This is a genomic window from Streptomyces tremellae (assembly GCF_039540215.1).
Lineage (GTDB): Bacteria > Actinomycetota > Actinomycetes > Streptomycetales > Streptomycetaceae > Streptomyces > Streptomyces tremellae.
Window position 1 is genome coordinate 1 of sequence record NZ_BAABEP010000028.1, and the last position, 14,990, is coordinate 14,990.

At 75.8% G+C, this 14,990-nt stretch carries 15 protein-coding genes; 3 read left to right on the plus strand and 12 right to left on the minus strand.

From position 1 onward, the window contains the following. Positions 1 to 84 precede the first annotated feature (84 nt). The 7 genes from ABEA77_RS19360 to ABEA77_RS19390 form a co-directional block, all read right to left on the minus strand. A complete protein-coding gene (locus ABEA77_RS19360) occupies positions 85 to 1,119 on the minus strand; it encodes an ABC transporter ATP-binding protein (protein ID WP_345648923.1) in 1,035 nt (344 codons plus the stop codon). Next, entirely contained in the window at positions 1,116 to 2,186 is a 1,071-nt protein-coding gene (locus tag ABEA77_RS19365) for an ABC transporter ATP-binding protein (protein WP_425588324.1), read from the minus strand. Before ABEA77_RS19365 ends, ABEA77_RS19360 begins: the two co-directional genes overlap by 4 nt. Then, positions 2,170 to 3,138, minus strand: a complete 969-nt coding sequence (locus ABEA77_RS19370; protein WP_345648926.1) for an ABC transporter permease — start codon at positions 3,136 to 3,138, stop codon at positions 2,170 to 2,172. Before ABEA77_RS19370 ends, ABEA77_RS19365 begins: the two co-directional genes overlap by 17 nt. Further along, a complete protein-coding gene (locus ABEA77_RS19375; RefSeq protein ID WP_345648929.1) occupies positions 3,135 to 4,181 on the minus strand; it encodes an ABC transporter permease in 1,047 nt (348 codons plus the stop codon). The genes ABEA77_RS19370 and ABEA77_RS19375 overlap by 4 nt, the downstream gene beginning before the upstream one ends. Then, the gene (locus ABEA77_RS19380; protein WP_345648931.1) at positions 4,178 to 5,752 is read right to left on the minus strand and encodes an ABC transporter substrate-binding protein; all 1,575 of its coding nucleotides are present in this window, start codon (positions 5,750 to 5,752) and stop codon (positions 4,178 to 4,180) included. Before ABEA77_RS19380 ends, ABEA77_RS19375 begins: the two co-directional genes overlap by 4 nt. Before the next feature lie 539 nt (positions 5,753 to 6,291). Further along, entirely contained in the window at positions 6,292 to 7,188 is an 897-nt protein-coding gene (locus ABEA77_RS19385; RefSeq protein WP_345648934.1) for a DsbA family protein, read from the minus strand. Next, entirely contained in the window at positions 7,185 to 7,595 is a 411-nt protein-coding gene (locus ABEA77_RS19390) for an RrF2 family transcriptional regulator (protein WP_345648937.1), read from the minus strand. The genes ABEA77_RS19385 and ABEA77_RS19390 overlap by 4 nt, the downstream gene beginning before the upstream one ends. Positions 7,596 to 7,760: 165 nt before the next feature. Between ABEA77_RS19390 and ABEA77_RS19395 the strand changes: the two genes are divergently transcribed. From ABEA77_RS19395 to ABEA77_RS19405, 3 genes are all read left to right on the plus strand, one after another. Next, entirely contained in the window at positions 7,761 to 8,306 is a 546-nt protein-coding gene (locus ABEA77_RS19395; protein ID WP_345648940.1) for a cupin domain-containing protein, read from the plus strand. A gap of 392 nt (positions 8,307 to 8,698) precedes the next feature. Next, positions 8,699 to 9,862: an LLM class flavin-dependent oxidoreductase gene (locus ABEA77_RS19400; RefSeq protein ID WP_345648943.1), complete on the plus strand. Its 1,164-nt coding sequence runs from the start codon at positions 8,699 to 8,701 to the stop codon at positions 9,860 to 9,862. Positions 9,863 to 10,159: 297 nt separating this feature from the next. After that, a complete protein-coding gene (locus ABEA77_RS19405) occupies positions 10,160 to 10,678 on the plus strand; it encodes a lytic polysaccharide monooxygenase auxiliary activity family 9 protein (protein WP_345648946.1) in 519 nt (172 codons plus the stop codon). A gap of 78 nt (positions 10,679 to 10,756) precedes the next feature. On the opposite strand, the gene ABEA77_RS19410 is transcribed toward ABEA77_RS19405, so the two are convergent. The 5 genes from ABEA77_RS19410 to ABEA77_RS19430 all read right to left on the minus strand — a co-directional run bounded on the left by ABEA77_RS19410 (position 10,757) and on the right by ABEA77_RS19430 (position 14,983). Beyond that, positions 10,757 to 11,500, minus strand: coding sequence for an urease accessory protein UreD (locus tag ABEA77_RS19410; protein WP_345648948.1), 744 nt, complete (start codon positions 11,498 to 11,500; stop codon positions 10,757 to 10,759). Further along, entirely contained in the window at positions 11,497 to 12,192 is a 696-nt protein-coding gene (ureG, locus tag ABEA77_RS19415; protein ID WP_345648950.1) for an urease accessory protein UreG, read from the minus strand. Before ureG ends, ABEA77_RS19410 begins: the two co-directional genes overlap by 4 nt. 70 nt (positions 12,193 to 12,262) lie before the next feature. Beyond that, a complete protein-coding gene (locus ABEA77_RS19420) occupies positions 12,263 to 12,949 on the minus strand; it encodes an urease accessory protein UreF (protein WP_345648952.1) in 687 nt (228 codons plus the stop codon). Positions 12,950 to 12,957: 8 nt separating this feature from the next. Beyond that, positions 12,958 to 14,679: an urease subunit alpha gene (locus ABEA77_RS19425; protein WP_345648955.1), complete on the minus strand. Its 1,722-nt coding sequence runs from the start codon at positions 14,677 to 14,679 to the stop codon at positions 12,958 to 12,960. Next, entirely contained in the window at positions 14,672 to 14,983 is a 312-nt protein-coding gene (locus ABEA77_RS19430; protein WP_345648958.1) for an urease subunit beta, read from the minus strand. The genes ABEA77_RS19425 and ABEA77_RS19430 overlap by 8 nt, the downstream gene beginning before the upstream one ends. Between the last annotated feature and the right edge of the window lie 7 nt (positions 14,984 to 14,990).

Consider the following 14,990-nt stretch of genomic DNA (forward strand, 5'->3'; position numbering starts at 1 on the left):
CGGTGCACCAGGCGCGGGGGCCGCCCGCCGGGTACGCGGCCAGGTCGGGGACGGCCGTCGCCGCGGCCCGGGGCGTGCGCCGCCTCACGCGGCCACCTCCGCGCGCCAGTCGGCGGCGTGGTGGCACGCGACGGTGTGCGCGGGCCCGGGCGCCGAACCGGCCGCAGGAGCCGGCTCGGGCTCGCGCTCGCACGCGGGCCCGGCGAAGCGGCAGCGCGGCGCGAACACACAGCCCAGGCCCTCGGGCCACGGCTCCCGGTCCGCGGCGGGCCGCAGTTGGGCGGGGCGCGGGCCGCCGGTGGCGCCCACCCGGGGCGCCGAGGCGGCGAGCAGGGCCGCGTACGGGTGGCGCGGCGCTTCCAGCACCTCGGCGGCGGGTCCGTCCTCGACCAGCCGGCCCCGGTACAGCACGGCCACCCGGTCGGCGAGGCCGGCCAGCGACCCGAGGTCGTGCGAGACCACCGCCACGGCCAGGCCGAGTTCCGCGCGCAGCCTGGCCAGCAGACCGAGCACCAGGTTCCGGTTGGACGCGTCCAGCGCACTGGCCGGCTCGTCGGTGATGAGCAGCCGGGGCCGTGTCACCAACGCCCTTGCCAGCGAGACACGTTGGCGCTGCCCGCCGGAGAGCTCGCCCGGGGTGCGTTCCCCGTGGGCGGCCGGGTCGAGCCCTACGAGGCGCAGCGCCTCGTCCGCGCGCGCCGCCCGCTCCCTGCGGTCGCCCCGGCGCGCGGCGGCGAGCGGCTCCGCCACCACGGCGCGCACGGTGAGCTCCGGGTCCTGCGAGCGCAGCGGGTCCTGGAACATGTACTGCAGCGCGCCCGAGCGGCGGAACTCCCGCAGCTCGGCGCCGCGCATCCGCACCAGGTCGTGGCCCGCGAACCGCAGGGCGGCACCCGGTTCGGGGCGCACCAGGCCGACGGCCGCGCGCGCCAGGGTCGTCTTCCCCGACCCCGTCTCGCCGATGATTCCGACGATCTCCCCGGCCCGCACGGTGAGGTCGACGCCGCTCAGCACGCGGGTCCCGCGCCCCCGCGCGCCGGGCGAGGGCCCGTACGAGACGGAGAGGCCCGAGACGGTCAGCAGGGGTTCCCCCGCCCGGGGGGCGTCCACGGCGCTCATGCGATCGCTCCCTGCGGGGTGTGCGCTGCGGCCCGCGCCGCCACCGGGCGCAGGCACCGGGCCGTCCTGCCGTCGTCGAGGGTCCGCAGGGCGACGGGGCCCGCCGTGCACTCCGGCGCCGCGTACGCGCACCGCTCGGCGAACCGGCAGCCGGGCAGCTCGGCGCCCGCCCGCGGCGGGCCGCCCGGGATCACGGCCAGGTCCCGCCGGTCCCCGGGGCCCACCGACGCCACCCGCAGCAGCGCCTCGGTGTACGGGTGCGCCGGAGCGGCGAGCACCCGCGCGGTCGGGCCCTCCTCCACGATCTCGCCCGCGTACATCACCAGCACCCGGTCGCAGTTCTCCGCGACGAGCGCCAGGTCGTGGGTGACCAGCAGCAGCGCGAGGCCGCTCTCGGCGCGCAGCCGCTGGAACAGCTCCGTGATCTCCGCCTGCACGACGACGTCGAGCGCCGTCGTCGCCTCGTCCGCGACGAGCAGGCGCGGACCGCAGGACACGGCCGTCGCGATGAGGACGCGCTGCAGCATGCCGCCCGACAGCTCGTGCGGATAGCGCGCGTACACCTCATGGGGCCTGTGCAGCCCCACGGCGGCGAGGAGTTCGACCGCGCGGCTGCGCGCCGCCGCCCGCGGCAGGCCGCGCCGCACCCGCAACTGCTCCGTGAGCTGCCTGCCCACCGTCAGCGACGGGTTGAGATACGAGGCGGGGTCCTGGAACACCGCGCCGATCACACTGCCGCGCACGGCGTCCCACTGCGCGCGGGTGTACGAGGTGAGGTCGGCGTCCGAGGTGTCGAGCGCGATGCGCCCGCCGCCGACCGAGCAGCCGGGCGGCAGCACACCGAGGACGGACCGGCAGGTGAGGCTCTTGCCGCTGCCGGACTCGCCGACGAGCCCGACCGACTCGCCTGCGGACACGGTGAACGACACACCGCGCACCGCGCGCCCGCCGTCGGGCACCGCCACGTCGAGGTCCTCGACGCGCAGCACGGGCGCGGGTTCCCGCAGGCGGTGCGCGCCCGCCTCCCCGCCCCGGCGCTCGTGCTCCTGCTCAGCCCGTGGTGACATGGCTGTCCGCCTCCTGACTCCGGTGGTTCTCTGGGGTGTTCTGGGCCGGAGCCGGTTCGCCGGCCGGGGGCGCGGGCGGGCTCGCGGCGCCCCTGGGCCGCAGGGCGGGCAGCCACCGGCGCCCGCGCGGGCGGGCACCCGGTGCCGAGGCGTCCCTGATCGCGTCCGCGAGGAGGTTCAGCGCCCCGACCGTGACCATGATCGCGGCCCCCGGCACCAGCGGTGCCCACGGCTGCTGGGTCAGGTAGCCGAGGTCGGAGGCGAGCATGCCGCCCCAGGTCGGCGCGGGCGGCTGCACCCCGAGGCCGAGGAAGGTCAGCGACGCCACGACCAGCAGCGCCTGACCCACGGCCTGCGCGGTCGTCACCGCGACCGTCGGCAGCACCTTGCCCCACACATGGGTGCGCAGGACCCAGCCCCGCGACGCCCCCATCAGCTCGGCGGCCTCCACGTACTGCGCCTGCCGCAGGCCGAGCGCGGCGGCCCTGGTGACGCGGAAGTACAGCGGCGCGAACAGCAGCCCGAGCGCCAGCATCGCCTGGTGCATGCCGTTGCCGAGCGCGCCGACCACCGCGATCGCGAACACCGTGAACGGCATGATCATCAGGGTGTCCGCCGCGCGCTGCGACGCCCAGGAGAACCCCCGGCCGAACCAGGCCGACGCGATGCCCGGCAGCACACCGAGCACCATGGCGGAACCGACTGCCTCCAGCGCGCCCGCGAGGGAGCGCCCGGTGCCCGCGAGCAGCCTGCTGAGCACGTCGCGGCCCAGGTAGTCGGTGCCCAGGGGATGGCGGCCGCTCGGCCCCTGGAGCAGGTCCTGGGGCCGCTGTCCGAGCGGGTCGTGCGGTGCGAGCGCCCCGCCCGCCAGGGCGACGACCGCGACCACGAGCAGCACCGCGAGGGCGAGCCGCGCGGACGGCTGGCTCAGCGTACGGCGCAGCGTCCTCATGACGCCTCCCGCTGCGCGCGACGGCCCCGCTGACCGCCGCGCCGCGCCGCCGGGTTGAGCGCGGTGAGCGCCGCGTCCACCGCCAGGTTGGCGACCAGCACCACGGCCACCGTCACCAGCAGGGTCCCCTGGATCACCGGGATGTCATGCTGCTCCGCCGCCTGGAGGGAGAGCTGCGCGAGTCCCGGCAGGTTGAAGATCTTCTCCGTGACCACGGCGCCGCCGAGGATCACCGGCACGCTCATCCCGAGCACCGTCAGCGCGGGCCCTGCCGCGTTGCGCAGCACATGCCCGAACAGCACGCGGCGCGCGGAGAGGCCGCGCAGCGCGGCGCCCGTCACGTAGTTCTCCCGCAGCGCGCCCACCAGCGAGGTACGCAACTGCCGGGCGATGGACGCCGCCGCGTCCAGGCTCAGGGCGAACGCGGGCAGCAGCGCGTACCGCAGCCACTCGCCCGGGCTCTGGTCGAGCGGTATGTAGCCGCCCGTCGGCAGTGCCCTGAACTGCACCGCGAACACCACGATCAGCACGATGCCGATGAGGAAGGGCGGCAGTGTGGACAGTACCGAGCACACCGCGGTGACCGCGCGGTCGATCCGGCCGCCGCTGTGCAGCGCAGCCGTGATCCCCGCGCCGCCGCCGAGCACCACAGCGAACACCAGCGCGAGGCCGGCGATCGACAGGTCGACCGGCAGGGCGAGCCGTACGCTGTCTGCGACCGGCACACTGGTGAACCACGAGGTGCCGAGGTCCCCGGTCAGCGCGTGGCCGAGCCAGCCGAGGAACTGCTGGTACAGCGGGCGGTCCAGGCCGAACTGGTGCTGCATCCTCGCGATGTCGGCCGGTGTCGCCTGGTCGCCGAGGACCGCGGCCGCCGGGTTGGCGCCGGACAGCGCGCCGAGCGCGAAGGTGAGGATGCTCGCCAGCACGAACACCGTGCACGTGGTGAGGAGCACCCGGCCGGCCGAGCGCGGCGCGCGGCTGAGCCGGCCGCGCCACCCGGCGGACCTCGGCGCGGGAGACGCGAGCGGGGGAGCGCTCATGCCACGGTCACCCCCTCGAAGCGCTGGACTACGGGGTACGGCGGGATCGCGGAGACCTGCGCGTTGCGGGCGAGGATGCGCGGCACCGTGTAGAGGAAGACGTTGGGCATGGTGCGCACGGCGATCCCGGTCGCCCTGCGCAGCACGGCCGGGTAGGCGGGCGCGTCGAGCGGGGTGCGGCTGACCTCGGCGACCGCCGCTTCCAGCGCCGCGGGGCTGCGGCGGCCCGGGTTCATCAGCCCCTGCTTGCCGAAGAGGACCTGGAACGCCTGGGTCGCCGACTCCCGGCCGGCGAACTGGTCGACATACAGCGACGTGCTGCGCTGCACGTACACCAGCTCGGTGGCGCGCGCCGCCGGGACGGTCGAGATGGTCGCCTTGATGCCGGCCCGCGCCAGCTGCGCCTGGATGACCTCGGGCACGCCCTCCGCGTTCTGCGCGGAGAGCGTCAGCGAGACCTCACGGCCTGCGCCCGCCGACTCGACCAACTGCCGTGCTTTCGCGGGGTCGTAGGGGAACAGCCGCTCCAGCGCGGGGTCGTGGCCCACATATCCGGCGGGGAAGGGCTGCCTGCTGGTCTGCCCGTGCCCGAAGGAGGCGGTCTTGAGCAACTGCTCCCGGTCGACTGCGTACTTGAGGGCGAGCGCCACATTGGGGTGGGTGAAGGGCGACCGGTCGAGATTCACGTCGAGGACCGCCACCACCATCGAGGGGATCACCTGCACCTTCAGCCCGGCCGCCCGCGCGGCCGCCACCTGGCTGCCGGGTATCTGCGCCACGTTGTACTGGCCCGAAGTCAACGCGGCGACCACGGTGGAGGGTTCGGGCAGCGGATAGACCTCGAAGTCCCGCACCTTGATGCGGGCCGCGTCCCAGTAGCGCGGGTTGCGGCGCAGCACGGCCTTCGAGTTCTGCACGTAGGAGACGAGGGTGTAGGGGCCCGCGCCGTCCGGCCGGGTGGCGAGCGCGGCGGCGTCCTTCTCGAACGCCCGAGGATTGACGACCATGCCGGTCTTCCCGGCCAGCAGGGCCGGTATCTGGTAGTCGGGCGCCGCCAGTTCGATCCGCACGGTGCGCGGGTCGCGGGCGATGACCTTCCTGATGCCTGCGAGCTGCGCGGCGATGAGCGACTTCGGGTAGTCGCGGCCGCGCTCGATGCTGCGTTTGACCGCGTCGGCGTCGAGCACCGTGCCGTCGGCGAAGCGCAGCCCTGGCCGCAGGGTGAAGGTCACGGCGGTGCCGTCGGGGTCGTAGCGCCACGAGGAGGCGAGCGCCGGCACGGGCGCACCGTGCTCGTCGAGCTTGGTCAGTGCCGAGTACACCAGGGAAAGCGTGTGCACGTCCCAGCCCGCGGACGAGGTCACCGGGTCCCACGAACTGGGCAGATCCCACCCCCACTTGAGGGTGGATCCGGCGCCGCCGAGTGCACTCGTCGCCTGCCCGCCGCACGCGCTGAGCGCGAGGCCCGCGCCCGCGCCGAGGGACAGGCCGAAGAAGGACCGCCTGCCGAGCGCCGCGGGGCGCGGGCCCGCGGGGCCCGTGGCGGGCGGGGGTACGGGTGGAGCGGGCATGGGAGGGCCGCCTTTCCCGGCGGTGCCGGAGAGGGAGAGGGTGGGGCCGGCCGCCGCGGCGCCGCCCGGCACGAGCGGGTGCCTGGCGTACGGGCGGGGGAGGGAAGGTCAGGGACGCGCGTCGGGGAGCCGCGGCGCAGGCCGCGGTGCGCTGTCACGGACGGGGACGGGGGAGCGTCTCCACGGGCGGGAGGCAGAGGCAGACGGCGCTCGCCCGCGCCGCACCCCGGGGACGTCGGTGAGCCTGCCCGGCGGGCGGGCTCAGGGGGGCGGGGGCGGAGCGGTACGGCTCCTCACGGGTGGCACGGGCCGACCCCGATGCCCGGTCGGCACGGCGCGGCCGGTCCTGGGGAGCGCCGCCGGCGGGCGGCGCGCGAGGGCCGACGGGCCGACGTGCGCGGCGGCGTCAGCGACAGAGGGCGCTGGAGGTGCGTCGATAGTCCACGTAGCGGCAGACCACACCGGGGTGCATCGCATGCATGACAGATATCCTCGCCCGGCTCCCGGACCCTGTCAATGGACACCTTGAGGTGTCTCATTCATCGAGACCCCGGCGACCTGCGACGATCCCGCTGTTCCGCGGGGTGCAGCCACAGCGGGCCGCCCGCGGTGGACAGCTCCACCGCGTCCTTCGGCGGCGCCTTCTCCCGGGTGAGCAGGGCCAGTTCCGGACCCGTGAGAGTCCGCCAGCGCTCCAGGGCGGTGGCCGCGTCCGGCACCTCGGGCGTGGGCAGCGGGCCGCCCGCTGCCCGCGCGGCGGCGGCCAGATACGCCTCGAAGGACCGCCAGCCCGGGGCGCACACCCGCCCGCCAGGGCCCTCGAACACCAGCGTCGGCAGCGCGTAACGGACGCCGTCCGCCAGCTCCTTGGCGGCTCCGGGGTGCGGTCCCTGACCCGTGAGGCCGACCACCTCGGCGGCGGGCCTGCGCGCCTCCGCCCGGTCCGCCGCCACCGCGGCGCGCAGGGCGGCGGACCCCGCCTCGTCGAGCAGCCGGTCGGCGTCGAGCCCCGGTACACCCGCCACCGCCGCCCTGATGCCGTCGGCGCTGTCGGCCGGGGTGCCGTGCGCGAACGTCGACTCGCGCAGCCGCCGCAACACCAGCTCCGCGACCCTCGGCCCCTGCGCCTCCGCCGCTTTGGCCGCTGCGGACGCCGGCCAGCTGCTGCGGGTCAGCCACCGCAGCCGGTCCGCGTACGGGGCTCCGGTGTGCACGGCGACCTCGCGGATGAAGCCGTCGTACCAGCGCGCCTCCGCCTTGGGGTCGGGGGCCTCGTCGTCGTCCTCGTCGAAGAGGATCCCGTACACGCGCCGCCACCGGCACACCGGCTCCAGGATGTGCCGCAGCAGCCGCAGCGCCGGCTCGGAACCCCACGCCCACGGGCACGCGGGGTCGGTGAACTCGGTCACGGCGAGGGCCGGTCGCACCGCGCTCACGCCCGCACCCCGGCGAGCGTCAGGTCGGCGATCGTGGTCGAGGTGAGCACGCCGAGCGCGGCCTCGGCCGCCGAGCGCCACAGGTCGGGCAGCGCGCCCGCGGCGCCGGGATAGGCGAGGCCGGCGAGCGGCGCGCCGCGCAGCGTGAAGAACTCGCCGTCCACGGCCGTCATCACGTCGGCGACGGAGATGGCCGCGGCGTCCCTGCCGAGCCAGTATCCGCCCTCGCAGCCGCGCTGGCTGCGCACCAGGCCCGCCTGGCGCAGGTCGCGGAAGACGGACTTGAGGAAGCGGAACGGGATGCCCTGGGAGGACGCCACGCTCTCGCAGTTGAGCGGCCGCCCGGGGTCCGCCGCCAGTTCGACGAGCGCCCGCACGGCGTAGTCGGTTCTGGCCGAAATCTGCATGGGGGGACCTCTTCTCGGGGGCGCGGGCGGCCCGGCCCCACCGGGCCGCCGTGAATGGACACATCTTGACATCCATTCGCGGCGCTCTCTACCGTCGCACCGGACGGGGCCGTGTCCCGACCGGCAACGGCCCGTCCGCAGCACCCCGCCGAGCAGGGATGAACCATGGTCTCGCAGACCCCTCCGTCCGACTCCCACCCGGCCGGCCCGCACACCGGCCACGACGCCTTCCACCCCGACCTGCCGGAGTCCGCGCCCGGCTCCGCTGCGCTGCGCGCCCGACTCCACCACGTGCGCGCCGGCGAACTCGACGGCGACACCGCGCAGACCGGCGGCATGCGGAGGTTCGCCGCGATCAGCGGCCGCACCGTCGGCTCGGAGCGCATCTGGATGGGCCAGACGCACGTCGCGCCCGGCACGGCCTCCTCCGACCACCACCACGGCGCGTCCGAGACCGCCATCCACGTGGTCGCCGGACACCCCGAGTTCGTCTTCCTCGACGACGCGCACGGGGAGCCCGAGGAGATCAGGATCAGCACGGGCCCCGGCGACTACGTCTTCGTGCCGCCGTACGTGCCGCACCGCGAGGAGAACCCCAGCCCCGAGGAGGAGGCCGTGGTGGTGATCGCACGCAGTACCCAGGAGGCCGTCGTGGTCAACCTGCCCGGCCTCCACGTGCTGCGCGAGCGGCCCCGGGACGCCGAGGCGTGAGTGGGCGGGCGGGCACGGGCGCGCCGCCGACCCGCCGGGGGACCCCGCGCGCGGACGGTGCCGCACCGCGCTCCGCGCTGCTCACCCGGCGGGGCCACATCGACCTGCTGCGGGTCGCGTCCGCGGCGTGTCGCCCGGCGCGCTGACGCGCCCCCGAGCCGCCCGGATCAGCGGGCGGCACCGCCGCGCCGTCCGGCAGCGGCGTTCCCCTGCCGCCGGCTCCCGCCGCACGCCGCGTCCGCCGGCGCGCCGTATCCGAACACACCTCGCGGCCACGCCTGTCCCGTGCAGCCCGGCGCCCGTCCGGCGGTCCGGCACCGGGCCGGCGGGGCCGCCTCGCGGGCGGGCCGGGCCCGGGGCGACCCCTCCGTGCCGAAGAAAGGCATCTCCCCATGAGCCTCCACCTGCACTGGTTCCTGCCCACGGGCGGCGACGGCCGCACCCTCGTCGACCGCCACGCCTACGCCGGCTCGGACGGCAGGGCCGGCGCCGCACCGGTCTCCGGCATCAGGGCACCCGACATCGAGTACCTGGCGCAGATCGCCAAGGCCGCGGAGCGGCTGGGCTTCGAGGGGGCGCTCACCCCCACGGGCACCTGGTGCGAGGACGCCTGGCTCACCACCGTGGCGCTCGCGCAGCAGACCGAACGGCTCAAGTTCCTCGTGGCGCTTCGGCCGGGACTGATCTCGCCCGTCCTCGCGGCGCAGATGGCGGCGACCTACCAGCGCGTCACCCGGGGGCGGCTCCTGCTGAACGTCGTCACGGGCGGCGACAGCACCGAGCAGCGCAGGTTCGGCGACCACGCCGACCACGACAGCAGGTACGCGCGCACGGACGAGTTCCTCTCCGTCGTGCGCGGCGTGTGGTCGGGCGCGCCCTTCGACTTCGACGGCGAGCACTACCAGGTGGCGGGCGGGCTGACCGCGCAGCCGCCCGATCCGCTGCCCGGTGTGTTCTTCGGGGGCTCGTCCGAGGCGGCAGGGCCGGTCGCAGCCCGCCACGCGGACATCTACCTCACCTGGGGCGAGCCGCCCGCGCAGGTGGCGCGGAAGATCGACTGGATCCGCGGGCTCGCCGCGCGCGAGGGGCGCACGGTCCGCTTCGGCATCCGCCTGCACACCATCGCGCGCGACACCGCGGCCGACGCCTGGGCCGCCGCGGACCGGCTGCTCGACGACCTCGACCAGGACACCGTCGCCGCTGCCCAACAGGCGCTGCGCCGGAGCGAGTCGGTGGGCCAGCAGCGGATGCTCGCGCTGCACGGCGGCTCCCGCGACGCGCTGGAGATCGCGCCCAACCTGTGGGCGGGCTTCGGCCTCGTACGCGGCGGGGCGGGTACGGCGCTGGTCGGTGCGCACACCGAGGTGGCCGACCGGATCGAGGAGTACCACCGGCTCGGCATCGACCACTTCATCCTCTCCGGCTACCCGCACCTCGAAGAGGCGTACTGGTTCGGCGAAGGCGTGATCCCGCTGCTCGCTTCCCGCGGGCTGCTGCCGCAGGCCGCCCCTGCGGGGCCCGTCGCCGCCCCGATCCTGCTGGCCGGGGGCCGCTGAAGGCCGCGCGGCCGGGCCGCTGACGGCCGTGCGGCCGGGCCCCGGGGGCGGGCGCGGCCCGCGGGACCCGGGCGGGTCCATTACCTACTCTTGACGCGAGCACGCCAGTCGGTATGGTCTAGTCCAAGTGGTGCGGCCCGTCCGCGCGGCCCCCGGCGGGGCGTCGCGGCGTGCGTCCGTGCCGCCGTCCTTCGCACAGCCAAGGCCCCACACTCGACCAGCGGCGCACACCGCAGGCCCGCGGGATCCCCACGGCCTCGCGAGCGAGCGGTCCCGCGCCCGGTGAAGGAGTTCGCAATGCGCGGAAGCAGGAAGATGAAGGCCGCCCTGGCCGGCGCGGTCATCGCCCCGGTCGTCGCGGTGGCGCTCCCGGCAGGCTCGGCCAGCGCCCACGGCTATGTCTCCACCCCGCCGAGCCGCCAGGCACAGTGCGCCGCAGGCACCGTGAGTTGCGGCGACATCACGTACGAGCCGCAGAGCGTGGAAGGCCCGAAGGGCCTCAAGAGCTGCAGCGGAGGCAACGCGCGCTTCGCCGAGCTCGACGACGACTCCAAGGGCTGGCAGGCGACGCCCGTCGGCACGTCCACCACCTTCCAGTGGACGCTGACTGCCCGCCACGCGACCAGCACCTGGCAGTACTTCGTCGGCGACCGCGAGATCGCCGAGTTCGACGACAACGGCAAGATCCCCGGCGCCACCGTCTCCCACCAGGTGGACTTCGGCGACCTGCGGGGCAAGCAGAAGGTGCTCGCGGTGTGGAACATCGCCGACACCGCCAACGCCTTCTACACCTGCATCGACGTCAACGTCGGCTGAACCGCCCGCCGTCCGGCCCGCACCGCCCGCGGGCCGGACGGCGCGGCATCCGCATCCGCCGCACCCGGGGGCGCCGGCTCAGCCGCCCAGCGCCGCGAGCCCCGCGTCCAGCGCCCGCCGCAGCCCCAGCCCGTCGTCCGCCACCGCGGTGGCCAGCGCGCCGGGGCCGGCGAGGGGCATGAGCGCCGCGGTGTCGCCCAACGGCCGCGCCGCCACCGGTTTCTCAGCGAACTCCGGATCCACGCACAGCAGTTGGCCCACCGCGCGATGACCGCCCAGTACCGCGCCGCCGTCCCAGCCCGGGGCCGCGCCGGGCCCGGAAGCCGTCTCCTGGTCGAGCAGCGGCACCCCCGCGTACCGCACGCTCAGGCGGCTGGTGAGGGTGCCCGGTGCCTCGCCGTGGCGGCCGAGCACCGCCTCCTCGCGCAGCACCAGCCGTGCCCCCTCGGCCAGTTCGGCCTCCGTGCGCAGGACGAGCACAGATTTGGCCGCGCTCACGAGCGGCCCGGGCAGCCAGTACAGCACCGCGCCCGCAGCGACCGTCAGCCGCACGTCGTAGCGTGCCGCCCCGCCCGCGGGTCCCGGCAGCGCCACCGTCGCCGCCGCGGCGTCCACCGTCAGCCGCGCCCCGGCCCGCACGTCCACCTCGACGGCCAGCCGGTCCCCGCCGAGCGGCCCGCTCATCGCGCCGACCAGGGTGACCCGCAGCCCGCCGTCCGCGGCCCTGGTCCGCCGCGGCGCGAGCGGCCCCTCGCCGCTGAGCACCGCGAGTCCCTCGCGCGTGGCGGTGATCCGCGCCCTCGCCGCTACGCCCCCGGTCATGCCGCCAGGGCCGCGAGCCGCCCGCGCACCCACTGCGCCACCGGAGCGACGCCGTCGGGCGCCTTCAGCGAGGTCAGCACCACGGGCAGCTCGCCCCGGCGCGCGACGGCGTCCCGCGCCATCCGCTCCACGTCGGAGCCGACATACGGCGCGAGATCCGTCTTGTTGATCACCAGCAGGTCGGAGAGGGTGATGCCGGGGCCGCCCTTGCGGGGGATGTCGTCGCCTGCCGCCACGTCGATCACGAAGACCTGCGCGTCCACAAGGCCCCGCGAGAAGGTGGCCGTCAGATTGTCGCCGCCCGACTCGACCAGCAGCAGGTCGAGCGGCCCCACCGACTCCTCCAGGTCCTCTAGCGCCTCCAGGTTGGCCGAGATGTCGTCGCGGATGGCGGTGTGCGGGCACGCCCCCGTCTCCACGGCCCTGATGCGCTCCGGCGGCAGCACCGCCTCCCGCAGCAGGAAGTCGGCGTCCTCGCGGGTGTAGATGTCGTTGGTGACCACCGCGAGGGAGAGCGAGTCGCGCAGCGCCCGGCACAGCGCGGCGACGGTGGCCGTCTTGCCCGAGCCGACGGGACCGCCGAGGCCGATCCGCAGCGCGCGCCGCCCGCCGCCGGGGCGCGGGGCGTCCGCGCCGAGGGCCCCGGGCCCCTGGTCGGACAGCACGGCGGGGTCCGAGTGGTCGAGGTGCATGGTGTGACTCCTGTCGGAGGGGACGTCGGGGGCGAGCGGCCGTGAGGGGGAGCGGCGCCCGGTGCGCGGGTCAGGAGGAGAACAGCCGCACCGGCCAGGCGGCGTGCGCCTCCGCCCCGATGTCCAGCAGCGGACCCGAGGCGGCGGGCAGCGCGTCCGGCCCGTCGCGCGCCGCCCGTACGGCCCGCTCCGCGAGCATGTCCAGGTCGGGTGCGAGCCGCGCGAGCACCGCCGTCGCCTCGAACGGGTCGAGCCCCAGCAGCCGCACCGCGGCGGTCGCGGGCCCGCCGACCGCCTCGTACAGCGCGCAGTGCGCAGCGTCCGCGGGCCCGAGCCCGGCCGAGCGCGCTGTCACCCCGAGCACCACCGGCTGGTGCGCGCCGGGCGGCCTGGCCGCCGCGAGCGCGTCGAGCTCGGGGCCCGGCCAGGCGGCGCGCGCCGCCCGCATCAGCTGCCGGCCGAGCCGCCGGGCCGTGGCCCGCAGCGCGGGGGAGGGCGTACGGGCGTCGGCCAGGGCGTCGAGCGCCAGCGGGTCGTGGCCGCCCTCCGGGCCGTACGCGGCGGCGGCCGCGAGGCCCGCGGCCGTCAGGCCCGCGGTGTGTGCCCGGCCCCGGCAGAACGCGCCGAGCGTCGCCGCGTCCCGCACCCGGCCCACCGCGACCGCGGCCTCCACACCGCCCGAGTGCGCGTGCGAGCCCGCGGGGAAGCGGCCGTCCGCGAGTACCAGCAGGGCCGCGCGGGCCCCCTCGTGCGTCACAGAGCGGCTCAGAACAGGAAGTACCGCTGCGCGAGCGGCAGTTCGGTGGCGGGGGCGGGTTCGACCGGTTCGCCGTCGATGGTCACGGTGAACGTGTCGGCGTCCACCTCGACCCGGGGCAGCGCGTCGTTCTCCCGCATGTCCGCCTTGGTGACCCCCCGGGTGCCGCGCACCGCGGCGAACGGCTTGTCGAGGCCGAGGCGTTCGGGCAGCCCCGCGTCGAGCGCCGCCTCGGCCACGAACGTGACGGAGCCCGCGGCCGCCGCCCGGCCGAGCGCACCGAACATCGGCCTCGGCAGCACGGGCCCCGGCGTCGGGATCGACGCGTTGGCGTCGCCCATCTGCGCGTACGCGATCTGCCCGCCCTTCATCACCAGCAGCGGCTTCACACCGAAGAACGCGGGCTCCCACAGCACCAGGTCGGCGAGCTTGCCCGGCTCGACCGAGCCGATCTCGTGGTCCATGCCCTGGGCCACCGCCGGGTTGATGGTGTACTTGGCGACATAGCGACGCACCCGGTGGTTGTCCGCGGGGCCGTCGCCCGGCAGCGCGCCCCGCCGCCGCTTCATCACGTGCGCGGTCTGCCACGTCCGCATGACCACCTCGCCGATCCGCCCCATCGCCTGCGCGTCCGACGAGATGATCGAGATGGCGCCGAGGTCGTGCAGCACGTCCTCCGCCGCGATGGTGGACGGCCGGATCCGGGACTCGGCGAACGCCAGGTCCTCGGGCACGGCCGGGTTGAGGTGGTGGCACACCATCAGCATGTCGAGGTGCTCCTCGACGGTGTTCACGGTGTGCGGCCTCGTCGGGTTGGTGGAGCTGGGCAGCACGTGCGGCTGGGACACCACGGTGATGATGTCCGGCGCGTGCCCGCCGCCCGCGCCCTCGGTGTGGTAGGCGTGGATCGTCCGGCCGGCGATCGCCGCCAGGGTGTCCTGGACGAAGCCCGCCTCGTTCAGTGTGTCGGTGTGGATCGCGAGCTGCACCCCGCTCTCCTGGCACACCCCGAGGCAGGCGTCGATCACCGCGGGCGTCGCGCCCCAGTCCTCGTGGATCTTGAACCCGGCCGCCCCGCCCCGCAGTTGGGCGTGGAGTGCCTCGCGCGACGTGGTGTTGCCCTTGCCCAGGAGCCCGATGTTGACCGGGGAGGAGTCCAGCGCCTGGAACATCCTGGCCAGGTGCCAGGAACCCGGGGTGACCGTGGTGGCCTTCGTCCCCTCCGCGGGCCCCGTGCCCCCGCCCACGAGCGTGGTGACCCCGGTGGCGAGCGCCTGGTCGATCAGGGTGGGCGAGATGAAGTGCACGTGCGCGTCGATCGCGCCCGCGGTGACGATCCTGCCGTTCCCCGCGACGACCTCGGTCTCGGGGCCGATCACCAGGTCCGGGTGGACCCCGTCCATGGTGTCCGGGTTGCCCGCCTTGCCGAGGGCCGTGACGCGCCCGTCCCTGATGCCGATGTCCGCCTTGACGATGCCCCAGTGGTCGATGACCACGGCGCCCGTGATCACCGTGTCGGGGGCGCCCTCTGCCCTGGTCGTACGGGACTGGCCCATCGACTCGCGGATCACCTTCCCGCCGCCGAAGACCGCCTCGTCGCCCGCCCGGCCGGGGCCGCCCGCCAGGTCCTCCTCGATCTCCACGAACAAGTCCGTGTCGGCGAGCCGTACGCGGTCGCCCGCGGTGGGGCCGAACAGGTCCGCGTACGCGGACCGTGACAGCTCAGCCATCGAGCGGCCCCCCGGTCTCGCCGCGCAGCCCCGGCACGACCCGGCGCCCCGCGAGCGGCACCAGCGCGACCTCCACGGGGATGCCGGGCTCGAAGCGCACCGCCGTGCCCGCCGCGATGCCCAGGCGCATGCCCCTGGCCGCCGCCCGGTCGAAGTCGAGCCCGGGGTTGGCCTCGGCGAAGTGGTAGTGGGAGCCGACCTGCACCGGGCGGTCGGCGGTGTTCAGCACCGTCAGGACGGTCGGCTCCGTGCCGTCGCAGAACACGACGGGCCCCTCGCCGAAGAGGATCTCACCGGGGATCACCGCGCCT

What these genes read in the sequence shown, in the direction of transcription:
- ABEA77_RS19360 (WP_345648923.1), bottom strand. Translation starts at nt 1,119, where the DNA reads ATGAGCGCCGTGGACGCCCCCCGGGCGGGGGAACCCCTGCTGACCGTC.
- ABEA77_RS19365 (WP_425588324.1), bottom strand. Translation starts at nt 2,186, where the DNA reads ATGTCACCACGGGCTGAGCAGGAGCACGAGCGCCGGGGCGGGGAGGCG.
- ABEA77_RS19370 (WP_345648926.1), bottom strand. Translation starts at nt 3,138, where the DNA reads ATGAGGACGCTGCGCCGTACGCTGAGCCAGCCGTCCGCGCGGCTCGCC.
- ABEA77_RS19375 (WP_345648929.1), bottom strand. Translation starts at nt 4,181, where the DNA reads ATGAGCGCTCCCCCGCTCGCGTCTCCCGCGCCGAGGTCCGCCGGGTGG.
- ABEA77_RS19380 (WP_345648931.1), bottom strand. Translation starts at nt 5,752, where the DNA reads ATGCCCGCTCCACCCGTACCCCCGCCCGCCACGGGCCCCGCGGGCCCG.
- ABEA77_RS19390 (WP_345648937.1), bottom strand. Translation starts at nt 7,595, where the DNA reads ATGCAGATTTCGGCCAGAACCGACTACGCCGTGCGGGCGCTCGTCGAA.
- ABEA77_RS19395 (WP_345648940.1), top strand. Translation starts at nt 7,761, where the DNA reads ATGGTCTCGCAGACCCCTCCGTCCGACTCCCACCCGGCCGGCCCGCAC.
- ABEA77_RS19400 (WP_345648943.1), top strand. Translation starts at nt 8,699, where the DNA reads ATGAGCCTCCACCTGCACTGGTTCCTGCCCACGGGCGGCGACGGCCGC.
- ABEA77_RS19405 (WP_345648946.1), top strand. Translation starts at nt 10,160, where the DNA reads ATGCGCGGAAGCAGGAAGATGAAGGCCGCCCTGGCCGGCGCGGTCATC.
- ABEA77_RS19410 (WP_345648948.1), bottom strand. Translation starts at nt 11,500, where the DNA reads ATGACCGGGGGCGTAGCGGCGAGGGCGCGGATCACCGCCACGCGCGAG.
- ureG (WP_345648950.1), bottom strand. Translation starts at nt 12,192, where the DNA reads ATGCACCTCGACCACTCGGACCCCGCCGTGCTGTCCGACCAGGGGCCC.
- ABEA77_RS19425 (WP_345648955.1), bottom strand. Translation starts at nt 14,679, where the DNA reads ATGGCTGAGCTGTCACGGTCCGCGTACGCGGACCTGTTCGGCCCCACC.